The organism is Alcanivorax sp. (genome assembly GCF_002726155.1).
In the GTDB taxonomy this organism is placed as follows: Bacteria; Pseudomonadota; Gammaproteobacteria; order Pseudomonadales; family Alcanivoracaceae; genus Alcanivorax.
On the sequence record NZ_PBSH01000011.1, the window covers coordinates 37,246 to 58,971 of the forward strand.

Here is a 21,726-nt window from a genome sequence, read left to right on the forward strand (position 1 = left end):
CCATTAGTCTTTGAGGTTTTCTGTGCGTATTCCTTGTTTTTTCCTGCTTTGCCTGTTGTCTTCGTTGTCCATGGCCAGCGATTGGCTGTTGTCATTGGAAGGGCCGCGTACTCAGGGTTCCTTGTTGCGTGGGCAGGTGGAAAAGGGTGTGGCGGTCAAGCTGGGCGACCGGGCAGTGCGCACCTCCGATGCGGGTTTTTTCGTTGTGGGGGTAGGGCGTGATGCCGATCTGCAACAAACACTGGTGCTGGAGAAAAACGATAAACAGCAACAGGTGTCGGTGACGCTGGAAAAGCGTGAGTATGCGATTCAGCGTATTGAGGGCGTGCCCAAGCGCACGGTCGAGCCGCCACCGGAAGCGGTGCTCAAGCGCATCCGTCGAGAGGTGGCCGAGATCAAAACAGCGCGGGATACCGATTCTGATCTGATGGCTTTTCTCAGCGATTTTCAGTGGCCACTCACCGGGCGGATCAGCGGCGTCTATGGCAGTCAGCGGGTCTATAACGGCAAGCCAGGTCGGCCGCACTACGGCGTGGATGTAGCTCGGCCCACGGGTACCTTGGTAGTGGCGCCAGCGGATGCGGTGGTGACACTGGTACAGCAGAATAACTACTACTCCGGCGGTACCCTGATCATGGATCATGGTTACGGCGTCTCTTCCACCATGATCCATCTTAGCGAAGTGCTGGTGAAAAACGGGCAGACGGTGAAGCAGGGCGACCCGGTGGCGAAAGTGGGCGCTTCTGGCCGCGCGACCGGGCCACACCTTGATTGGCGTCTGAACTGGTTCGAGGTCAAGCTGGACCCGGTCACGGTGGTGCCGCCGATGAAAGAATGAAGGGTGCGTTGTTGTCGTTCCCCGGGTGCTAAATGCTCAAGATAGAGGCCCTCGCCGGGGTGCTCTTGCTATATTTATTATTCCGGCTATGGTTGCCTCTATAGTTGGTTGAATATCAATGTAGGAACGCTGCTGTGTTTTATCTTTTCTCCCTCTGGATGGATTTTCTCCCCACCTTTCCGGTTTAAGCCGGGCGGAAGCCGTCCGGCTTTTTTCCCGTTGTCGACATCGTTCGATATCCCTTTTTTATATCAATCTGGTGAACGGTTATGGCTGCGCTTATGGAGCGTTTGTCGTTGTGTCGCTATGGCTATGGAAAACGCTATTTAGCAAAAAATCCCCTGTTTTTCCTGTCGCCGGTCCGGCTGATGCTCGTGATGGAGAAAATAGAGATGTTGCGTGGAGTGGAGTGTGAGCTGACTGCGGCAGCGGTGGGCGACCGTGTTTCCTTGTTCAGTTTTGAAGATGAAGAGCAGATGTCCTTCACGTTGGCAGAAGCGGGAAAGCGATCCCTGGGGGACAAGGACATTTCTGTGCTTTCTCCATTGGGCGCTGCTTTGCTGGGAGCCTTGCCCGGAGCAGTGGTTAATGTGAGTTTCCTTGGCCATGGGCACCGGTATCTGTTGCTGAAGGTGAAAAAAGCAGCAGAAAAAATGAATGTTTCAAATAGAGAGGGAGGGTCATACCTTGCATGTTTCACCGTAAGACAAGACGGAGAATATGAAACCTGTTTGAAAGGAAATCGTTATGAGTAAGGAAAAAGTGAAGAAAAAGCCGCAGAAAACCCTGAAAGAGAAGCGGCGGGAAAAAAGAGCCAGTAAATAATGACGACAGGGCGCCTTGCGCGCCCTGATTTAAGCCTGTTTTAGCAGGATGCGAAGTTCATCAGTGTTGCCAGTCAAGTCTGCCAGGGTGTACTGATCCAGCGCCTGCAGAAAAGCTGTCTGTGCCTGTCCCAGTGCCTGCTTCAGCTTGCAGGCGGGATCTATTGGGCATGACGATTCCGTGCCAAAACAGTCCAGCAGTTTGAGATTTTCTGTTTGCCTAACCAGCACCCCTACATTGATCTCTTTCGCGGATTTCGCCATCACCAGGCCGCCCCCTCGCCCTCTCAAGCTTTGCACATAATCCAACTGCACCAGTGTCTGTGCGACCTTGGCCACGTGGTTGTTGGAGATGTGATACGCATCGGCAATTTCCTGGACAGTGGCCGGGTGCTCGTTACGCCGGAGGGTGAGATAGATTAGGGCCCGCAGGGCGTAATCCGTATGTGTTGTGAGTTGCATGGCTTGACCCGCATTAAATGAGTATCTAATATGCCTCTTTGAAAGAGGTATGTAAAATACCTATTAATGTCATCAACGGGAGTCACGCCGTGCTTACGCAGAACCAATTGGCTGTTATTCAACAAACCGTTCCTGTTCTTCAGGAAAACGGAGAGGCACTCACCCGGCATTTCTATGCACGTATGTTCCGGGAGAACCCGGAGGTGCGGCCCTTTTTTAATCCGGCCCATCAGCAGGCTGGAACCCAGCAGCGAGCTCTGGCAGGGGCTATTTGTGCCTATGCACAGCACGTTGATAACCCGGCGGCACTGGCGGATGCGGTGGAATTGATTGCTCAGAAGCACGTTTCCCTGGGAATTCAGCCGCAGCACTATCCGATTGTTGGCGCAAACCTGCTAGCGTCTATTCAGGAGGTGCTTGGAGTTGATGAAACGTCGGAGATCGTTGATGCCTGGGCGGCGGCTTACGGGGCGTTGGCAGACATCTTTATTGGCCGTGAAGGGGCGTTGTATCAGCATCAGCAGGATGCGTTCGGTTGGCAGGGCTTCAAGCCTTTTGTCGTTGCCCGTCGTGAGATGGAAAGTGAGAATATCATTTCCCTTTACCTGGCTCGCCAGGATGGAGAGGCCCTGCAGCCGCACCAGCCCGGCCAGTACATTACCGTACGGGTGACGCCGCCCGGTGGTCAGCCGGTAATGCGTAACTACAGCCTCTCCTGCGCGCCGGGGGAAAGCCATTATCGAATCAGCGTGAAACGGGAGCTGGCTCCCGCTGACGCGGCGCCCCATGGTGTGTGTTCAGGTTATATCCATGAGCATATCCAGGAAGGGGAGGTTGTCGAAGTGGCGCCTCCCTGTGGCGAGTTTACCCTGGCTGACTCTGCGGGTGACGGCGTGCCGCTGGTGCTGGTTGCTGGTGGTGTGGGAATTACGCCGCTGCTTTCCATGCTGCATGGGGCGCTGGCTCAGCAGAAGGGGCGTGAAGTGATATTTATCCAGTGTGCCGTGAATGGAGCCGTTCGGCCTTTTGCTTCGGAACTGCAAATGCTGACGGACAGTCATGAAAATTTGCATTGTCATGTTCGTTACAGCGAGCCGTCTGCCCAGGATAAGGCGAAAGGTGGTTTTGACAGCACCGGGTTTCTGGATCGTGCATTGCTGGATCAGTTGGTGGGAGAGCGTCGCGCAGAGTATTACTTCTGTGGCCCGGTGCCCATGCTGAAGGCCCTGTATGGCGTGCTGCAGGAAAAAGGCGTGGACGATGCGGATATCCATTACGAGTTCTTCGGTCCGGCAGAAGGGCTTGCCGCTTGAGTGTCTGCAGCGCCGGGCTGCTAACGGAAGAGGCCGCGCTCATCGAGCACGGCCTCTTGTTGTTCGCCGACAGCGGTTAATGGCACCGGCATGCCATAGCCAGTTCAACTATCCACTAATTCAGCATCTCCACTACGCCTTGATTGCTCATCATTGCTACCCGGTTTCGCCCGGCACCTTTTGCCTGATATAGCGCTTCATCAGCCATTTTCAAGAGCTGGGCACCGTCTGCGGCGGTACCGTCCGAGCAGGCGACGCCAACGCTGATGGTGACTACCTGGCTGACCCGGGAGCCGCTGTGGGGAAGGCCAAGTTGCTCGACCCGGTTACGCATGCGCTCAGCGAAAACCAGCGCATCGTTGAAGCTGGAGTCAGTCAGGGTAATGACAAATTCCTCGCCACCGTAGCGGGCTACGAAATCGGTATCGCTTTGCACCATTCCCAGAGGGACGCCCGCCACTTTTTTCAGGCATTCATCGCCGGCCGGGTGGCCATAGGTATCGTTGTACTGTTTGAAAAAATCGATGTCGAACAACATCAGGGTAATACGTTCTGGCGCATCCGGGTTGTTCTGATTCAGCTTGTGATAGAGGTGGCTCAGGCGGCTTTCCATTCCCCGGCGATTGATACAGCCGGTCATGCCGTCGACGGTGGCCTGGTTTTCCAGTACTAGATTAGCGGAGTGTAATTCGTTTCTGTGCTGGAACAGTACATGTTCGGAGAGGAAGTGCTGTCGCAACAGTCGCTCGTACACGTATTGGCCAAACAGGCTCATGCTCGCAAAGGCCAGTGATACCAATACCAGGGTGGATGGTTCAAAGGGATGGCGGCTGGAGCCGAGCTGCAGGCTGAAAACCATGCAGCCAATCATGATCACTGAACTCACCAGTGCGGAATAGAATGGCACCCGTATCAGGATGCAGATCATCAGGATGGCCAGAGGGGTGTGAAAGAAGAAAGTGTACGCCAAGGGGTGATCGACAATGGCGCCCAGATAATTGCCGGTAAGGGCAATGGCGAATGCCAGTATCAGCGTGGCTTCATGAAGCCAGTTGCGCCATTGGGGCTTGCGGATTAATACCAGACAGCCGCCGGTGAGCATCAAGGTGAAAAGGCGTGGGCGCCAGGAAATGTTGAGAACGTCGGGAGAAATGCGTGACTCGATAAACATGGCGGAGACAATCAGGAACGCCACCAGTGCCAGCGCCCAGGGCATGACTTTGGCCACGCTTGCCCGGAAATAGAGGCGAAAATCCTTTTCCAGCGGTTTGGGCAGGCGAAGGTGCCACGGTAACGTAATATCGTTGCCGGTTGGCAGTGGGGTATGGTTCTGGTTTGCGGTCACGGCCGTAGAGGCTCCTTTCAGTCCATGAATCGGTGACTGCGTGCGTGAGCAGCATGCACTACATCATAGTGCAAAGTACTGTCATATCGATAATGGGCACGTGGCCAGCGGTGTATTGTAAGGACAAAAGGGCAGCTGTGGTTAGCCCGGCAGAGTTAATCTAATCCAAAAGCGCTAACAGTGCCTGCTGTTTCCCTTGAGGGAGTTGGCGAAAGCGTTCCAGCAGGAAGGCTTCTTCGTTGCCTTGCGGCACCGCTGCTTCGCCGTGGGGCAGGGTATGCGGCCAGTTCTTCAGGCTATGTTCCAACCGGGCAATAATTTCCGCGTTCATGCTGCGATGGCTGTGGTTGGCCGCTTCCGCGACCTCGTTTCGCATACCGCAGGGAAAACGAACCACGAACTTCTCGGTTCGCGTGGTTGCGTTGCTTGTCATAGTAACCTCTGAATCACGCCTGCTTACATGGGGCTGGCGAGAAAGGCTTGCCGGCCTATGACAACAGAGCAGGCTGTGCTGTTATCTGGACACAAGCTTCAGACCTTACGCATTTTTTTGCCTCCAGGCGATACTGGCAACATGCCAGTAATGGCGAAATAGAGACACGGTTAACACTCAAATGCGTAAAAGTTTTTTTTACACAGAGAAACGTCATGGACTTGTGATCTGGTGCACGGTGCCAGTGAGGATCAGCCAGTGCTAGAATTGATCCTGTTGATGTGGGCATGAGTGGCTATTCATAAAATGAATATTGGTGCGGCAGATCTGAATCTGCTCAAGTATCTGGATGTGCTTCTGCGTGAGCAGAATGTGACCCGAGCGGCGGAGCAGCTGGGGATTACCCAGCCGGCGATGAGTAATTCGCTGAAACGGTTGCGCGAGTTATTTGGTGATCCTTTGCTGATCCGTACCAGTGACGGCATGACGGCGACGGAACGCGCACAGGAGCTGCGGCCGTTGGTGCGGCAAATTCTGTCCCAGGCGGAGCAATTGTTCACCCCCGAGGACGTGTTCCAGCCGGCGGACAGTCGCCGGGTGTTTCGGATCATGACCAGTGATTATGCGGAAGCGACTCTGGTGCCCCATATTGTTCGTCGCCTGCGCGCCGAGGCGCCCAATGTGGTGCTGGATTTCCTGACCCCGTCGGACGTGAGCTACCAGGACATGGAGCAGGGCCGGGTGGATATGGCAGTGAATCGCTTTAACGAAATCCCGGGCTCATTTCACCAGGTAAGCCTCTGGAAAGACTCCTTTTCCTGCTTGCTCAACCGGGATAACCCCATTGCCGAAGGCTTTGATCTGGATAGCTATCTGTCCGCCCAGCACATCTGGGTATCAAAAACCGGTTTTGGCGTGGGATTCGGCATGAATCCGGAAAAGCTCGGCGGGCTGGGGTGGATTGACCATGCCCTGGAACAGTTGGGCAAGAGCCGCAAGATCAGCATCTTCACTCGTCATTATCAAATGCCTGCCTTGCTGGCCATGAATAACGACTTGGTGGCCACGCTGCCAAGCCGGGTGGCGCGCATGCAGGCCCAAAATGAGCGTTTGCTGATCAAGCAGCCGCCATTTGATATCCCCGAGTTCGAGCTGAAAATGGCCTGGTCCTCGCTGTTGCACCACAACGTGGCACACCGTTGGTTGCGGCGGCTGATTCAGGAAGAGGCAGAGCGAATTCTGGCAGAAGAATAGCTACACGCTAGGATGGGGAATCGGGAAAAGCTCTCCCGGCTTTCCTGTTCAACTTTTCACGTTGAACTTTCAACTGATCTTTCGCGGGCAGGGCGACTATCGTGTAGTACCAGCCTAACCCGCGTTGCAGCTTGAAGCTTGCCGCTAAGAGCTTGTTCTCAGATCACCGATGTGCCGCTGAGCCAGCTGCTATGGGTTTTCCCGGGCAGGTTCTCGCCGGCTTCGGCGATGGCGCCTTTGCCGACACCTTCGAAGGCGCGGACCCGAAAGTGCTTGCCGGGAGCTTCATCGGCCAGTTGGGCTGCAATGTGCGCGGCCAGCTGTTCGACGGTGGTGTCCGTGTCGACCATGTAGCAATGGTCTTCCGGGATTACCAGCTCGAAATGACCCTGCTCGGCATCGTAGCGGAACCGGTGGTGGGGAATTTCATCGATGTAGTAGGTGCCTTCCAGATCTTCTTCCGTGCCCAGATAGATGTCTTCCCAGCGGTCCGCCCAGAGCTTTTCCCAGTAACGGCTGCGCCGGCCATTCTCGAAAATGTGAATATTGGAACGATGGCCGTGGGCAATGCGCTGGCAGTTGCCGTCGTGTTTTTTCAGGCCATGGGAATAGTGGTAGAACGGCGCGGTGCCGGTGTCTTCTTCGCGCAGCACCACGCGCACTTCCGCTACATTCGCCGGTACGACGGTCTGGATTAGATCCATCAGATACAAGGTCAGGCTGGCCTTGGACACTTCCGGACCGGGCATCAGCAACAGGCTCTGGCTGGGCGCCACCATGCGGATGGTGCCACCCCGGTATGCCCATTCCAAGCTGGTGTCGTTATCGCGTTCGGCGATGGTGGCCTGGTCATTGTCCACGGGAACCAGCAGACGGTGATCTACGCTGTCATCAATGATCTGCTTGATGCGCTTTTTTATGTGGCCGAAGTCGAAGACCATGCCCTGATCATCCAGATCGCCGCTCAGTTCCAGGTCCACCAGCCAGGATTCGCCCACCATGCCGCGCTTGGGGTGCAGGTAGGAAAAATCGGCGACGGTTAAATTTTCGACAAAAAGAGTGGCCATGCTGTTCCGGTTGATAATGATGGGTTTCGACAGGTCACTATAATGCCATTATTCTGGGCTGCCGCTAAGGTGCACAGCGCTTGCTGCGGACATTTTACGAGCAGTTATCGTAGTAGCTGTGAACCGGGGCACACCAGTTGCACAGTAAAGTGCACATGCTGTGGCGTGGCTACGGGGTTCCGCCGTGGCTTTTCCGCTGACCCAACCGAGAGCAGTTATGGCTGAAACGCTTTTCTCCAAGATCATCGACCGGGAGATTCCTGCCGATATCATCTTCGAAGACGACCAGTGCCTGGCCTTCCGGGATATCAATCCCCAGGCGCCGACCCATTTTCTGGTAATCCCCAAGAAGCCGATTGCCAAGCTGTCCGATGCTGAAGAGGCCGATCAGGCATTGCTTGGGCATCTGTTGTTGGTGGCCAGTCAGGTGGCCGGGCAGGAGGGGCTGGAGGATTTCCGCCTGAACGTGAATAACGGCGCTGGCGCCAGCCAGACCGTGTTCCACCTGCATGTGCATGTGCTGGGTGGCCGTTCCTTCAGCTGGCCGCCGGGCTGATCTTCTCGCCGCCGGGGTACAGGTAAGACGGGCGCCGGCAGGAGAGCGCATGGAATTGCCTGACGTACAGAGGTGGCAAATGGAGCAATGGATAAAACCGGTCACGCTGGAAGGCGAGCATGTAGTGCTGGAACCGTTGTGCGCAGACCATGCGGAGGATCTGGCCGAGGCGACGGCCGATGGCGAGTTGTGGCGACTCTGGTATACCACGGTGCCTGCCCCGGCAACGGTGGCGGATTATATCGATACGGCTTTGCAAGGGCGGGCACAGGGTGATATGCCTTTTGCGGTGCGCCACCGCTCCAGTGGCAAGGTGATCGGCAGTACCCGTTTTTTTCGGGTGGATGCGGTTAATGGCCGCCTTGAACTTGGACACACCTGGTATGCCCGCCGCTTCCAGCGCAGCGCGGTGAATAGCGAGTGCAAGCTGCTACTGCTGGGCCATGCCTTCGAAACTTTGAATGCCGTTGCGGTGGAGTTGCGAACCCACTGGCATAACCACGCCTCACGCACGGCCATTGCCCGCCTGGGCGCCAAACAGGACGGCGTGCTGCGCCACCATACGCGTTCCGCCGACGGGGTGTACCGCGACACGGTGGTGTTTTCCATTCTTGAGCAGGAATGGCCGGCCGTACGTCAGAACCTGCGTTACCGACTGGACCGTGGTGCATCGTGAATTACCTGGCCCATTTGACCCTGGCGCAACCGTCGGTGCCTTCCAAGGTAGGTAATGTACTGGGGGATTTTATGCGCGGTGCGGTGGTCAGCGAGCTGAGTGAGCCACTGCGCCGGGGGCTGGATAATCATCGTCTGGTGGACCGCTTCACCGACCAGCATCCCTGGGTCATGGCGCAACGCCGTGGGTTCTCGGCCCGCCGGCGTCGTTTTGCCGGAGTGGCGCTGGACGTGTTGTTCGATCATTTTCTGTGGCAGCACTGGGCCACCTTCTACGGACATGACCGGGACGCAGCCATTATCCGCCATTACCAACATCTGCAAGCGGGTCTGCCGTTGATGCACCTGCCCATGCGTGAGCGGGTGGAGCGCCTGATTGAGCATGATCTGCTTAACCAATACGGAGAGTTGGAGCGGGTTGGGCAGGCGCTGGATGTGATCGCCGGGCGTATCCGCTTTGCCAATGACTTTGCCGGCATCATCCAGGAAATTGAGCCGCGCTATCAGGCACTGGAGGCCGGGTTCTTGGCGTTCTATCCCGAGCTACAAGCGGTGGTCAGGGAGGCCGCACTGGAGTGATGACGGGTTGGCTGCAAGCTCCAAGCTGCCCACAGCGCCATAAAGGGCGGCATTTCTCCAACAGCAGGGGCCGCGTTCTGACCTTCGGGACGCGGCCCCTGCTGTTTCAGAGCCTTTCTTGCTTTCCGGCGTGTTGCCGCGTGTGGCTTGTCGCTTGCTGCTGTCCTTTGCTCACAATGCCGGCATATTCAATTCAGCCATGGTGTCGTAATACAGCTCATCGGCCAGGTTGCTGTTGCGGGCCCGGGGGGAGCGCAGGGCCGGTTTGTGATTGGCGAAATACTCGCCGCTGATATCCGCGTACTGTTCGTCCAGCGCCAGGCTGACCGGAAGCGAAGCGGCTTTTTCCGGGGTGGTGAGCGTAGGGCGAATCAGCGCCATGACGGCGCTGGGCACATGACGGAAAATCGGTGTGTCCACGCCGCCGGGGTGCAGGGCATTACTGGTGATGCCGGTGTCTTTCAGGCGGTCGGCCAGTACATTGCTGAACAGAATATTGGCGAGCTTGGACTGACCGTAGGCGTCCATGACCAGGTAGGGCTTGCGACCTTTCCAGGTTTTCTTGTTGATACGGCCCAGCCAGTGAGCCACCGAAGCCAGGTGCAGAATCCGGGGCTGGGTGCCTTTCTGTAGCAGCGGCAGCATCAGGTGTGTGAACAGCACCGGAGCCAGGTAATTCACCCCGAACTGCATTTCGTAACCGTCTTTGGTGAATTCCTGCCGGGTGGGGACCACGCCGGCATTGTTGATCAGTACATCAATGTGCCCCAGCTCCTGGTAGAGCTTGGCTGCACAATCGCGTACCTGTTCAAGGTCCGACAGATCCAGCGCGAACAAACGTATTTTGGCCTGCGGGTGGGTATTCTTGATTTTGGCCACGGCGGCCTGACCTTTGGTCTGGTCGCGACAGGCGAGGATCACCTCCGCGCCACGGCCGACTAGTTGCTCGGCGGTACAAAAGCCGATGCCAGAATTACCGCCGGTAATCAGTACGCGTTTGCTCATGGTCGTTTTGCCCTTCTTCCCTGTTGGTGTGTCGCCAGCTTAACAGGCCTCACAGGTTGGAGTGGGGCCGGTGAGGCCATTTTCGGTGTTTTCCTGTGGCCGCTGTTGCGTCATGGGGAGCCATTGAAGGATATCCTGACTGACCTGTTGCCACTCTTTGCTCTGCAGTAGCAGGTGTGGGCCTTGCGGATAAAAACGGTAACTGCCTTGCGCCGCCAGATGGTCGCGCAGGTGGCGAATACCCGCTTCGGGGACCGAGTGATCCTTGCCCCCGTACAGTAGCAGGCTGGGTACGTTCAGCTGGCTGGCCGAATCGCTGGCGCTGTCCGCCAACTTGATCAAGCCCCAGTACGCGTCCATGCGCACTTCACGCATGACGCGGGGATCCTTGGCCAGGCGTTGGGCGCTGGCCGGCGAGAGGGTCGGATCGTCGGGATCGCGCTCCACCGTGAGGCGGTAGCCCGGCGCCAGGGTGGCAGCAGTGGCGATGGCTGCGTTCCAGCCGTAACGAAAGCGAATGCCTTCGCGCACCGCCGGGGCGGCCAGTATTAGCCCTGCCACCTTGTCCGGTTCCCGTTGTGCGGCGAGTATGCCTACGGCGCCGCCCAGGCTTTCGCCAAGCACAAACAGGGGTTGCGGGTAGTCCTGGTGCAGGCGGTGGATTTGCGTCACGGCGTCCTGCACCAGTGTCGCCTCGCCGGCCCAGTGTCCCTGCTCCAGTCGGTCGCCAAAGCCCGCCTGGTCATAGGCCACAAAAACATAACCGGCCTCGGCGAACCAGGGGCCCAGCTGTTCAAACGCGGCACCGAAATCCCCGAAGCTGTGCAGGCCGAGAATGACCCCCTGTGGCGTGCCGGCAGGGGCCCACTCGCGCACAGTTTCGGGGAGGGGGTCGGGTATACTGGTAGTGTCTGGTTGTTTGCCGGAAAAAACACTGCAGGCGGACATCAGCACCCCGGTAAAAACAATAAGAGAAAAGCGCAAAGTACGGAGAGTCATGCCATGAGCGTAGCAGTGCCGTTGCAACGGCGAGTGAATGCGGGGTTCTTTTTCCTGGTGCTGGTGGTTACTACCGGGCTGGTCTCTCGTTGTGAGGCGGAAAAAGCCCCGGCGGTGGCGATGATGGGGTTGACGGTAACGGCGTCTGCCTATAACTCGTTACACGGGCAGGGGGCGGGCAGCGATCATGCGTTGGCCGCCTGGGGGGATCGCCTTGAGCCGGGTATGCAGGTCATCGCAGTGTCCCGCGACCTGATTCGGCTGGGGCTGACCCATAATACCGAGGTTACCGTGGAGGGCTTGCCGGGTGTATGGGTGGTGAAGGACAAGATGCACCGGCGCTGGAAGCGCAAGATTGATATCTATATGGGGGAGGATGTGCAGGCGGCCCGTGAATGGGGCCGCCGCAAGGTCAAAATCCGTTTTCCCCGGCCGCCGGAGAAACCCTGACACCGACTATTCCCGGCTGAGAAAGGTCATGGTCATCTTGGTGGAGGCGCTGGGCAATACCTTGTCCAGCAGTTTGATGAATTTAAAGACCCCACCCACCGGGTTATGCACTGGCAAGTTTTCGTTGGCGGCCTGCCAGGCTTTGGCGGCAATGTCGTCGGCCGTCAGGTTCACACCTAATCGGTCCACCACCGGGGCGCGGAATTCGGCGTCGTCCAGCATCGGCGTTTTGACAAACGGCGGCATGATATCTACCACCCGAATGCCCTGGCGGGCCCACTCGATATTGAGCGCTTCGGTAAGCGCCCGCACGGCAAACTTGCTGGCAGAATAAGAGGCCAGGTGCGGCACGCCATAGACCGCGGACGCAGAGCTCATGTTGATCACTGCCGGTTCGGTACGTAGTTGCAGGTGCGATTGTGCCGCCAGAGTCATGTTGATCAACCCGGTGACATTGATATCGATGATCTGCTTGTGCTGGGCGGCACTGATGTCCTCGAAGTGCCCCATGCGCAGGATGCCGGCACAGTTGAACAGCACGTCGAAACCCTTGCCCCGGGAAAAGGCCTCGCAGGCTTGCTGGCAGGCACCGGCATCGGTCACGTCCAGTCGCTGATACCAGCTGCCACCCAGTGCTTTTGCCAGCCTGGCGAGTGCGGTTTCATTGATGTCGGTCAGGCCCACCTGCCAGCCCTTATTATGAAACAGCGTGGCGGTGGCCAGCCCGATGCCGCTGGCGGCGCCGGTGATCAGGATGCGCTTCATGGGGTGGTCCCTTTGTCGTGCTGAGGCATTGCGTGTTGGTGGATAAAGCGGGCGCAGGTCATCAAAGCCTGATCCGCATCCGCCAGTACCCCGGCATGCAACTGGAAGTCGTGCCAGCGCTGGGGGTGAACCTGAAGCCTTGCTGGTGTGCCGGCTTCGTTCAGTGCGGTGCACAGGCGGTGGCTGTCATTGAGCAGGATTTCATCGCCGCCGACCTGGATCAGGGTGGGAGGCAGCTCGCTCAGGACACCAAACAGCGGAGAGCATTGAGCGTTGCGGGTGTCATCACCGGCATAGGCGGAGGCACCGCTGGCCAGCCAGGCATGGCTGAGCATGATGTCCCGGTCGGTATCGAAAAGTTGCCCCAGGGTCAGGTCCACCCAGGGGGAAAACAGGATTGTCGCGCAGGGCAGCGGCGTGCCGGCGGCTTTCAGCGCCTGCAGTGTGGCCAAAGCCAATCCGCCCCCGGCGGAGTCGCCCATCAAGGTGAGTGAGGTGGGGCTGACACCGCTGTCCAGCAAGGCCTGGTACACCGCCACGGCGTCTTCGATGGCGGCGGGGCAGGGGTGTTCAGGGGCCAATCGGTAATCCGGTACCACCACGTGGGCATTGGCGAACCTGGCCAGATGCGAGGTGATTGCCTTGTGGCTGTCCGGGCTGCCGGCCACGTAACCGCCGCCGTGCAGGTAGAGCACGGTGCTTTGTGCATGCAGTGGCTGATAGTGGCGGCAGGGAACCTTGCCCACTGGGCTGTCGTGGCTGCCAATGCCGCCGGCTTTGAGTGTGCTGTAGGCCATGATGTTCAGCCATCGCCGCTGCGCAGCAAAGCTGAAACGGGGATTGGCGACAGGTTTGAACAGCAGCGCCAGTGACTGGCGCAGAATGCCGGCCAGTAGCTGCTGAAGTGTCGATTGGCTACGGCTTATGCGATCAACAAACAGGCTCATAGGGATTTGTACTCGTAGTCACTGAGTTCCAGGTGCTGGGTTTGGCGGCGGTAGTCAAAGGTGAACCCGGGCCAGTTGTTGGTGTTCTTGCCACTTTCGGTCTTGTACCAGCTGTGGCAACCCTTGTCCCACACGGTGTCGCTGATTTTACGCTGCACATTATCGTTGAACCGCGTCTGCACGCTTTCGCGCACTTCCAGCGAATGCAGTTTCTGCTCTTCCATTTCGGCCAGGCATTGCTGCACGTAATGAATCTGGCTTTCCAGCATGTAGATAATCGAGTTATGGCCCAGGTTGGTGTTGGGACCATACAGCATGAAAAGGTTGGGGAAGCCGCGCACGGTGATGCCCAGGTAGGCTTCCGCGCCGTCCTGCCAGGCGGTATTCAGGTCCACGCCATCGCGGCCGGTGATGGTCATTGGGGTAAGAAAGTCGGTGGCCTTGAAGCCGGTGCCGTAAATGATCACGTCCACGTCATGGTGGGTGCCGCTGCTGTCGGTAAGGCCTTTCTTGTCCACCGCATCAATGCCGTAGTTGATCACCTCGGTATTGTCTTGGGCCAGCGCTGGGTAGTAATCGTTGGACATGAGAATGCGTTTGCAGCCCATGGGGTAATCCGGGGTCAGTTTTTCACGCAGCGCCGGGTCGCTAATTTGCTTTTTCAGGTGCCGGGCGAATAGCCATTCATAGACCGCCATGGCTTTCTGGAAGGAGGTAAAGCCAAGTACACGGGATTCATTCGCCGCATAAATACGCATGCGATCCAGTGTCTGGGTCAGTGGCAGTTTCTTTAATACCCAGTGTTCGGCTTTCTTGTAGGCGCGGTCCGGTTTGGCAATCACATGGGCGGCGGAGCGCTGGAACAGTTTGACCTTGCCGGCCACTTTGGCCACTTCCGGCACGAACTGAATGGCGCTGGCGCCAGTGCCTACCACTGCCACGGTTTTGCCGGTGAGGTCCTCATCATGATTCCAGCGGGCGCTGTGAAAGTGTGGGCCCTGGAAATCCTCGATGCCGGCCAGTGGCGGGTAGGCCGGTTGGTTAAGTTGGCCGGTGGCGGTGATCAGGGCACGGCAGGTGATGATGTCGCCGTTAGTCAGGGTGATTTCCCATAAACCGGCGTCATCCATAAAGCGGGCTTCTGCCACTTCGGTGTTGAAACGGATATGGCGATACAGGTCGTACTTGCGCGCGCAGTACTGCTGGTAGGCAAGGATCTCTTTCTGCGGCGCGAAGCGGCGGCTCCACGGGTAATGGCGTTCAAAGGAGAACGAATACAGATGAGAGGGCACATCACAGGCGGCACCGGGATAGGTGTTATCGCGCCAGCAGCCGCCCACATCGTGCCCTTTTTCTATCAGCAGCAAGTCGTCTTGCCCCTGGGCTTTCAGGCGAATCGCCATGCCCAGTCCGCCGAAGCCGGCGCCAATAATGACCACGTTGTGCGTTGCTTGCATGGGAAACAATCCGGTTAATAACGTTAGGTTCCACTCTAGCGATACATAAACGCCTTGTTTATGGCATTCTGGGACAGAAATTTGTGGAATTCGGACATTGTCGGTGACAGTACAACGAGCCATTACCAGCGTGCGTATGCAGGTGGCCTTTGCCGAAGAGCGGGGGCTGCCGGTTGCTGCGTGTCTGCGGGGGTCCGGCATTCATCCTGGCATGCTGGGCCAGGCAGACTGCACCATTGATGCGGACCAGGAGCTCACTGTGGTGCGCAACCTGTGCCGGGGGCTGGGCAACGAGGCAGAGCTGGGCCTGGCCATGGGGCAGCGCTACCACCTGAGCAGCTATGGGGTCTGGGGCTTTGCGTTATTGAGTAGCCCGACTTTTCGCCAGGCGGTGGAGCTTGGGTTGCGCTACCTGGATCTGACCTTTGCGTTCGTGGATATCTCCCTGCAGCAAGACGGCGATGATGCCATGTTGATTCTGGATGACAGTGGTGTGCCGGATGATGTCCGTGAGTATCTGTTGGCGCGGGATGCCAGTGCCGTGATGATGATTCAGGAAGAATTGTTTGCTGGCCGTATTCCGCTGTCATCGCTGGCGATGCGTTTGCCGCCGCGTCCGGTGGCCCCATTCGAGGCGATTTTCGGTCTGGCCCCGCAATTTGATTCCTGCCGCAGTCGGGCCCGTTTTGCGGTAGGCCTGCTGGATATGCCCCTGCCCCAGGCCAATCCGGTGACAGCACGTTTGTGTGAAGAGCAGTGCCATCAGTTATTGGTGCAGCGCTACCGCAAGGGCAGTGTGGCGGCGCGGGTGCGCCGGCGCTTGTTGCAGCAGCCGGGGCGGTTTCCGGACATGGAAGCCATGGCGGAAGAACTGACAATCACCAGTCGGACATTGCGCAGACAGCTGGCGGCGGAAGGAACCAGCTACCGGGTCCTGCTGGATGAAGTCCGGCGGATGCTGGCGGAACAGTGGTTATTGCTGGGTATTCTCAGCCTGGCCGAAATCAGCGAGCGGTTGGGCTTTTCCGAAATCGCCAATTTCAATCACGCCTTCCGGCGCTGGACCGGGCAGCCCCCCGGCCGCTTTCGTCATCAGCTGAGAGAGCAACACTGACAACCCGCCTGACCATGCTCGGTCTGTGTTCCTTGGGGCGGCAAGCGCTATGGCATCACCGGTAGTGTCATTTCGCCTTCCTTGTCGAAGGAAAGGGGAATCGGCACGCCGGCTACCCGTGCCTTGCCGACCAACCGGTATTGCAATGGCTGGTCCTGGCGCTGCTGGATTTTCTGCAGCTGCTGCAGGCTGCTTAGCAGGCTGGTGGTAATGGTGGTGGTGACCTGGGCATCGCCCATGGCGGGCAGGGTGATGCGTTCGTTGGTCAGTCCACGGGCAAATTTCTCCCCATTAACGTAGATCTCGTAATCCAGGCTGTTGAGGGTGAGTTCCCGGTCGTTGGGGTTGCGGGCCCGCAGGGTCAGCCCCCATTCCTGCTCGAACAGGTTGAAACTGTTCAGGTTAATGCCGGATACGCTGACTTCCGGGGACTCCAGGCCAGCCAGGCTCTGGCAGCCGCTCAGTATCAGCAAGCTCATGACCATCCACAGGGAAACCACTTTTTTCATCTACTCACTCCATCCATAGGGCACAGGGGGCTACGACGTGCCAGTTAGAGGCCAGCATAACGGGAAAGTTGCGAGTGTGAAGCAGAACAGGGAGGAGGGTGATGATTAATGCGTGCCGGACGGCCCGATCGCCAGTCACACCACCGCGCCCCTTGCGGGGCGCCTGTGGTGCGGCATCCTGACCGGGCCGCCGGCACGAGGGCCGAATGACAGAATCATCCGGCTTTCTCGATAGTCGCGTGATCGCCGGGGCGAAAGCAAGTACCAGATGTCGTAAATTTGTATCCGGCAGGCTGTGACAATCACAACAGTCAAAGCCGACAAGCTATGGTAGATTTCCTGAAAAGAACGTATCTGAAAACAACGTAGATAAACGCTAACACCGGGGGAGCGCACATGCGCCGCGCATTCATTTTGTTGTTGATGCTGGTCGCAGCCCAGCTGCACGGGGCCGAGCTGGACAAGGATCTGGCCGATTTCAAACGTGACGTGCTGGAAGTCAATAAACGCCTGCTATTGCTCGAAGAAGAGTTGCTGTTCCCCGCCGATACCCAGGTGGGGATTTATGTTTCTCTGGATGTGGGGCACTTTTTCCAGCCGGACAGCATCACGCTGGAGCTGGATGGCGAAGTGCTGACCAGCCATCTCTACACGGAAAAGGAGATCCGCGCCCTGAAAAACGGTGCGGTGCAGCGCCTGGCGCTGGCCAACGTGAAGAATGGTGACCACGAGCTCACTGCCTTTATCACTGGCACCGGGCCTGCCGGGCGGGAAATGCGCCAGGGGGTGACCGGCCACTTCGACAAGAATCACGGCCGCCATTTCGTTCAGCTTCATATCGAGGACGATACCGCCAAGCAGCAGCCGCGTTTCCGTTTTCGCGACTGGCGCTGAGAGCGGTCTATGCGAATGCGCGGAAGCTTGAAAGGGCTGGTGGTGGGGCTGTTGTTACTCAGTTCCCTGAGCTGGGCCCGGCTGGATGAACCTCATCAGGTGCAGGAGCTGGCCTATGGTGAGGTGGCCTATCTGTATCTCAAAGGCGATTATTTTGCTGCCTTGACCCGTGCCCAGATGGCGCTGGAGCGGGGTGAGGTGGATATCCACAAGGCGGATATGGAAGTGCTGCTGGGGGCCATGTACAGCGCCTACGGCATGCCCGAAGACGCCGAGCAGGTTTTCAACCAGCTACTGGATACCCAGGTCAGCGGTGAGGTCGCCCAGCGGGCATGGATCCACCTTGCCGGTCTTTATTATCGTCAGCAGAAATATGAAAAGGCACTGACCATGCTGGATCAGCAGGTCGGTGAGCCGCCAGCCAAACTGGAAGAAGTGTATTTCAGTTTGCGGGCGCGGACCCTGATGCGTCTGCAACGCTATGAAGAAGCTGCAGAGCTGCTTGATGCGTTCTCCGAAGACCATCCTCTCAATGCCTACCTGCGCTATAACCTGGCGATCAGCTGGATTAACGGCAAGCACCCCGGGTTGGGGCAGGAATGGCTCTGGCAGCTGGCAAACATGCCGCCGGGGGATGCTCAGGTCAATGCCATCAAGGAAAAAGCCATGCTGGCGCTGGCGATCTACATGTTGCGCAGCGACCAGGAAGACCGTGCGCTGGCCCTGTTGCGAGACGCTCGCCTGGAAGGGCCGTTTGCCGACATTTCCCTGCTGCTCTATGCCCGCGCCCTGTTGATTGAAAATCAGCCCCGCAAGGCGCTGCCGGTCCTGCAGCAACTGGACACCAAGTCGATCCAGCGATTGCCGGTGCAGGAAGCGCAGTTGGCGATTCCCTACCTGTACGAGCAAATGGGCGATCAGCGTTCTGCCAGACAGGCATTCGAGACCGCGCTGGACCGCTTCGATGGTTTGCAGCAATACCTGCTGGAAGTGGAAGCGGATATTGCCAGTGGTGAATGGTTCACGGCCATGGTGGGCGAGCCCCGTTGGTCCACCGCCATGGACCCGGTGCCGCCGTTCCTGCCGCGTCGGGTGGAAAGCTTTCCGACCTTCTATGAATGGTTTGCCACCACCGAATTTCAGCGCGGCTGGAATAACTACCACGAACTCTTGCGGCAGAAGAATCTGCTGACCCAGTGGCAGGAAAAACTGCCGGCCTTCGAGACACTGATGGCTGCCCACCGGCGTAAGCAGGATGAAACCCGCCCTGCGGCCCGAGCGTTATTGGACGATTTGTCACAGCAGGATTTCCAGGGGCGCATGACCCGTTTGCAGCGCCGCTACGATGAAGCCGTGGCCAAACAGGACCCGCTGCCCTTCGCCACCGACAAGGAGCACAAGCTGTGGGAGGCGCAGCAGAATGCCGAGCAGCGCACCGAGGGGTGGGGCAAGCGAAAGCGCCCGGATGTGACCGCCAAGCTGGACTTCTACAAAGGGGTTTTGCTGTGGGAGATGCAGGAAAATATCGTGCCGCGCCAGTGGGAACGCCAGCATCAGCTTAATGAAATCGATGGGTTGCTGGAGCAGACCCGTGTGCTGCGCAGCCGGGTGCTGTTTGCCACCTACCGCTCCGAGCGGCTGGAAGATTTCTCGCAGGAATTGAATGCCCTGACCGGCGAGCTGGAACGCTTGCAGCAACGCGGGGCGCTGTTGATGCGTCGCCAACAGTACGGATTGCAGGCGTCGGCCTATGAACAGGTTACCGAAACCCGCAACCGCCTGAAGCGTTTCAGTGCGTCGGCCCATGAAGGGCTGGCCGATCTTTACCATCGCGCCTTGCGCAGCAGCCGCGAGCGTGAGCAGGCACCGACAGATGCCGCGCCCCAGTCCCCCGAGTTCCCGTTGCAGCCGCCCATGGGGTCATCCCGGTGACCGCGCAACAGCTGGATTCCTTGCACCACAGGGGGCAAGGGTTCGATGTGATCAGTGGTGCGGCGTTTTCACCGGCGGACTGGGATCTTTATCCCGATGGCGACAGTTCCGATTGCTGGCGCGGTTATGTGTGCCGTTACGCGATTGAGGACGGTGCCCTGTACCTGGCAGAGCTGGCCCTGTGTGCACCACCAAGCGGGCTGCTCGGGGTGGATGAACAGGGCGAGATAATCACCGCACCGGCACGCTGGCCCGCGCTCAACGGGGTGGCGGCGGAGCGGGTGAGCGGCGGCCTGCTGCCTTGGCGCTATCCTGCGTTGCAGCTTCCTCTTGGCTTTACCGGCTCGTTATTGGTGGGCCAAACCCTGCGGGACGACAGTCTCTACCTGGCCGGCGCGGCGGATTTTCCGCAAGCGGAGGATTACCATGATGTCTGGCGTCTGCAGTTGGAGCAGGGCCGGTTATGTGGTGAGGCACTGGATCGGTCGGGCTAGCGGTAGACTGACAGGGTTCATCATTCAACATCATTGCGCATCATTCTGCGTTGGTGAGGGTTTATGGATATCCCGTCGCTGTTTCTGTTGATGCTCTCTCTCGTTGCCATGGCGGCGATGCCCAGTACCAGTGTGGCACTGGTGGTGGTTCGTTCAGCCCGGTATGGCGTTTCCCACGGTTTGCTGGTGGCCGCAGGTATTGTGCTGGCGGACTTGTTGTTTGTGAGCCTTGCGCTGCTCGGTATGGCGGCACTGGCCCAGTGGCTGGGAGCGGCGTTTGTGGTGGTACGGATATTGGCCGCGGTGTGGCTAATCGGTTTTGGCGTGCAGCTGATTCGTTCCCGGCGGGCGGCCGTGAGCAAGCCGCGGAACAGCGACAAGCGCGCAGGCCACCATGGTGCGAGTTTTCTGGCAGGCCTGTTGGTAACGCTGGGAGACATCAAGGCCATCGTGTTTTATGCCAGTTTGCTGCCCGTGTTCGTGGATTTGTCTGCGCTGCAAGGTACCGGGATTGCGGTGGTGCTGCTGGTGACGGTGCTGGCGGTGGGCGGCGTAAAAGTGATGTACGCCTTGCTGGCCAGCCGGCTGGCGGAGGTGGTCTTGCCGCCACGCTACCGGCGGCCGCTGCAGCTTGGCGCAGGCTGCGTCATGGTGGGGGCCGGAGTCGGCTTGCTGGTTCGCGCCTGAGACAAGGTCCAGTGCAGATTGGCGCGACTCTGGCCACGCAGACGGACATTCAACGAAAGACCCGGCGATACCGCCATCAACCTGATTTCTGGTTTTTAGCCGCGTCAGGCTTCCGGCACTGGGCGTCTCGCCCTGTGCGTTGTCAGCCGCCGGTCAGGTCGTCGGAGTAGGTAACGTTACCTTCCCGGTCGATGATGATGGCCGAGGTGCCGGGAAGACGATTGATCAGTGCCAGGCCTTGTTCGGCGCCCAGCACAAAGACGCTGGTGGACAGGGCGTCAGCATCAATACTGTTGTCACACAGCACGGTAACGCTGGCCAGACCATCGATGCTTTTACCGGTTTTCGGTGACAGGATGTGATGAATGCGGCGGCCGTCCTGAATGAAGTAACGCTGGTAATCCCCCGAGGTGGACATGGCCAGATTGGCCATGGGCAGTTTCATGGCGATGTCCTTTTTACTGCGCGGGTGTTGAATGCCCACTTCCCAGGGGCGACCCCGGTGGTCGCCCAGCACATAACTGTCCCCGCCCAGTGACAGGTAGGCGTGCCTGACGCCTGCCTCTTTCAGCAAGGCGATGCCCTGATCAATCGCGTACCCCTTGGCGATACCGCCCAGATCGATACGGGTGCCGGGGTCACGGAAGCGCACCTTGTCCGGTGCGGTCAGCTCAATACGGTCGGCGCCGATATGTTGGTTCGCGGCGGCCAGCTCGGAATCGTCTGGCGCCTTGCCTTTGCGGTAATCGTACAGATGGCCAGCACTGGCAAAGGTAATGTCGAAGGCGCCGTCGGTGAGTTGATAGTAGTCCAGAGACCGTACCAGCAGCTGATAAAACTCCAGGCTGATGGTTTGTGTTGTTTCGCCGGCATGGGCGTTGACCCGGGCCAGCTCGCTGCTCTCCACCCAGGGGGACAACAAGGCATTCAGCCGTGCCATTTCTTCTTTCAGCGCGTCGAACAAGGGCGCCGCATCCTGCTCGGACCACAGTGTGACGCTGGCCCGGGTGCCCATCACATCCCAGTCCTGTTGTTGCCATTGGGCCTGTGCCGGCATGGCCAGCAGCAGGAGCAGGGCAGGTGTAAGCCGCGTGATCAGGTGGGCAACAGGCGTAAGCGAAACCATG

General features: G+C 58.4%; 24 protein-coding genes. 13 read left to right on the plus strand and 11 right to left on the minus strand.

The features are described 5' to 3' along the window. Positions 1-22: 22 nt before the first annotated feature. Positions 23-838 carry a M23 family metallopeptidase gene (locus tag CL546_RS03940; RefSeq protein WP_290493122.1) on the plus strand — a complete coding sequence of 272 codons (816 nt, stop codon included), beginning with the start codon at positions 23-25 and terminating at the stop codon, positions 836-838. A 269-nt stretch (positions 839-1,107) separates the two neighbouring features. After that, a complete protein-coding gene (locus CL546_RS03945; RefSeq protein WP_290493123.1) occupies positions 1,108-1,593 on the plus strand; it encodes a GreA/GreB family elongation factor in 486 nt (161 codons plus the stop codon). A 99-nt stretch (positions 1,594-1,692) separates the two neighbouring features. On the opposite strand, the gene CL546_RS03950 is transcribed toward CL546_RS03945, so the two are convergent. Further along, a complete protein-coding gene (locus tag CL546_RS03950) occupies positions 1,693-2,124 on the minus strand; it encodes an RrF2 family transcriptional regulator (protein WP_290493124.1) in 432 nt (143 codons plus the stop codon). Positions 2,125-2,213: 89 nt separating this feature from the next. On the opposite strand from CL546_RS03950, the gene hmpA reads away from it, so the two are divergent. Further along, a complete protein-coding gene (gene hmpA, locus CL546_RS03955) occupies positions 2,214-3,437 on the plus strand; it encodes an NO-inducible flavohemoprotein (protein ID WP_290493125.1) in 1,224 nt (407 codons plus the stop codon). A 115-nt stretch (positions 3,438-3,552) separates the two neighbouring features. On the opposite strand, the gene CL546_RS03960 is transcribed toward hmpA, so the two are convergent. Further along, entirely contained in the window at positions 3,553-4,782 is a 1,230-nt protein-coding gene (locus CL546_RS03960) for a GGDEF domain-containing protein (RefSeq protein WP_290493126.1), read from the minus strand. A gap of 160 nt (positions 4,783-4,942) precedes the next feature. Next, on the minus strand, positions 4,943-5,215 hold the full coding sequence (locus CL546_RS03965; RefSeq protein WP_039926367.1) for an Arc family DNA-binding protein: 273 nt from the start codon (positions 5,213-5,215) through the stop codon (positions 4,943-4,945). Positions 5,216-5,521: 306 nt separating this feature from the next. Between CL546_RS03965 and CL546_RS03970 the strand changes: the two genes are divergently transcribed. Further along, on the plus strand, positions 5,522-6,469 hold the full coding sequence (locus CL546_RS03970; protein WP_007150028.1) for a LysR family transcriptional regulator: 948 nt from the start codon (positions 5,522-5,524) through the stop codon (positions 6,467-6,469). A 158-nt stretch (positions 6,470-6,627) separates the two neighbouring features. Here the strand turns inward: CL546_RS03970 and CL546_RS03975 are convergent, their stop codons facing one another. Continuing rightward, complete coding sequence (locus CL546_RS03975; RefSeq protein ID WP_290493127.1) at positions 6,628-7,536, minus strand: 6-pyruvoyl trahydropterin synthase family protein; 909 nt, start codon at positions 7,534-7,536, stop codon at positions 6,628-6,630. A 217-nt stretch (positions 7,537-7,753) separates the two neighbouring features. On the opposite strand from CL546_RS03975, the gene CL546_RS03980 reads away from it, so the two are divergent. From CL546_RS03980 to CL546_RS03990, 3 genes are read left to right on the plus strand one after another with little or no spacing between them, the layout of a single operon-like run. Further along, entirely contained in the window at positions 7,754-8,092 is a 339-nt protein-coding gene (locus CL546_RS03980) for a histidine triad nucleotide-binding protein (protein WP_290493128.1), read from the plus strand. A 49-nt stretch (positions 8,093-8,141) separates the two neighbouring features. Then, positions 8,142-8,768 (plus strand): GNAT family N-acetyltransferase, encoded by a 627-nt coding sequence (locus CL546_RS03985; RefSeq protein WP_290493129.1) that lies wholly within the window; start codon positions 8,142-8,144, stop codon positions 8,766-8,768. Continuing rightward, positions 8,765-9,346, plus strand: a complete 582-nt coding sequence (locus CL546_RS03990; protein WP_290493130.1) for an acyl carrier protein phosphodiesterase — start codon at positions 8,765-8,767, stop codon at positions 9,344-9,346. The genes CL546_RS03985 and CL546_RS03990 overlap by 4 nt, the downstream gene beginning before the upstream one ends. 171 nt (positions 9,347-9,517) lie before the next feature. Here the strand turns inward: CL546_RS03990 and CL546_RS03995 are convergent, their stop codons facing one another. Next, positions 9,518-10,351 carry an SDR family oxidoreductase gene (locus CL546_RS03995; RefSeq protein ID WP_290493131.1) on the minus strand — a complete coding sequence of 278 codons (834 nt, stop codon included), beginning with the start codon at positions 10,349-10,351 and terminating at the stop codon, positions 9,518-9,520. 39 nt (positions 10,352-10,390) lie between these two features. Further along, positions 10,391-11,299: an alpha/beta fold hydrolase gene (locus CL546_RS04000; protein ID WP_290493132.1), complete on the minus strand. Its 909-nt coding sequence runs from the start codon at positions 11,297-11,299 to the stop codon at positions 10,391-10,393. A gap of 54 nt (positions 11,300-11,353) precedes the next feature. Here CL546_RS04000 and CL546_RS04005 point away from each other — a divergent pair, with 54 nt between their 5' ends. Further along, positions 11,354-11,800 carry a 3D domain-containing protein gene (locus CL546_RS04005; RefSeq protein ID WP_290493133.1) on the plus strand — a complete coding sequence of 149 codons (447 nt, stop codon included), beginning with the start codon at positions 11,354-11,356 and terminating at the stop codon, positions 11,798-11,800. 6 nt (positions 11,801-11,806) lie between these two features. On the opposite strand, the gene CL546_RS04010 is transcribed toward CL546_RS04005, so the two are convergent. Genes CL546_RS04010 through CL546_RS04020 form a run of 3 tightly spaced genes read right to left on the minus strand, consistent with a single transcriptional unit; the run spans position 11,807 to position 14,969 of the window. Next, complete coding sequence (locus tag CL546_RS04010) at positions 11,807-12,565, minus strand: SDR family oxidoreductase (RefSeq protein ID WP_290493134.1); 759 nt, start codon at positions 12,563-12,565, stop codon at positions 11,807-11,809. Further along, complete coding sequence (locus tag CL546_RS04015; protein WP_290493135.1) at positions 12,562-13,512, minus strand: alpha/beta hydrolase; 951 nt, start codon at positions 13,510-13,512, stop codon at positions 12,562-12,564. The genes CL546_RS04010 and CL546_RS04015 overlap by 4 nt, the downstream gene beginning before the upstream one ends. After that, the gene (locus CL546_RS04020; protein WP_290493136.1) at positions 13,509-14,969 is read right to left on the minus strand and encodes a flavin-containing monooxygenase; all 1,461 of its coding nucleotides are present in this window, start codon (positions 14,967-14,969) and stop codon (positions 13,509-13,511) included. Before CL546_RS04020 ends, CL546_RS04015 begins: the two co-directional genes overlap by 4 nt. A gap of 103 nt (positions 14,970-15,072) precedes the next feature. Here CL546_RS04020 and CL546_RS04025 point away from each other — a divergent pair, with 103 nt between their 5' ends. After that, the gene (locus tag CL546_RS04025) at positions 15,073-16,083 is read left to right on the plus strand and encodes an AraC family transcriptional regulator (protein ID WP_290493137.1); all 1,011 of its coding nucleotides are present in this window, start codon (positions 15,073-15,075) and stop codon (positions 16,081-16,083) included. Positions 16,084-16,130: 47 nt separating this feature from the next. On the opposite strand, the gene CL546_RS04030 is transcribed toward CL546_RS04025, so the two are convergent. Further along, positions 16,131-16,592, minus strand: a complete 462-nt coding sequence (locus CL546_RS04030) for an LEA/WHy family protein (RefSeq protein WP_290493138.1) — start codon at positions 16,590-16,592, stop codon at positions 16,131-16,133. 396 nt (positions 16,593-16,988) lie between these two features. Between CL546_RS04030 and CL546_RS04035 the strand changes: the two genes are divergently transcribed. The 4 genes from CL546_RS04035 to CL546_RS04050 all read left to right on the plus strand — a co-directional run bounded on the left by CL546_RS04035 (position 16,989) and on the right by CL546_RS04050 (position 20,599). Next, positions 16,989-17,486 (plus strand): hypothetical protein, encoded by a 498-nt coding sequence (locus CL546_RS04035; RefSeq protein WP_007148718.1) that lies wholly within the window; start codon positions 16,989-16,991, stop codon positions 17,484-17,486. A 9-nt stretch (positions 17,487-17,495) separates the two neighbouring features. After that, on the plus strand, positions 17,496-19,418 hold the full coding sequence (locus CL546_RS04040; protein WP_290493139.1) for a tetratricopeptide repeat protein: 1,923 nt from the start codon (positions 17,496-17,498) through the stop codon (positions 19,416-19,418). Next, positions 19,415-19,912 carry a hypothetical protein gene (locus CL546_RS04045; RefSeq protein ID WP_290493140.1) on the plus strand — a complete coding sequence of 166 codons (498 nt, stop codon included), beginning with the start codon at positions 19,415-19,417 and terminating at the stop codon, positions 19,910-19,912. Before CL546_RS04040 ends, CL546_RS04045 begins: the two co-directional genes overlap by 4 nt. 63 nt (positions 19,913-19,975) lie before the next feature. Further along, positions 19,976-20,599 (plus strand): LysE family translocator, encoded by a 624-nt coding sequence (locus tag CL546_RS04050; protein WP_290493141.1) that lies wholly within the window; start codon positions 19,976-19,978, stop codon positions 20,597-20,599. Positions 20,600-20,741: 142 nt separating this feature from the next. On the opposite strand, the gene CL546_RS04055 is transcribed toward CL546_RS04050, so the two are convergent. Beyond that, positions 20,742-21,725 (minus strand): FAD:protein FMN transferase, encoded by a 984-nt coding sequence (locus tag CL546_RS04055; protein ID WP_290493142.1) that lies wholly within the window; start codon positions 21,723-21,725, stop codon positions 20,742-20,744. Position 21,726: the final 1 nt, after the last annotated feature.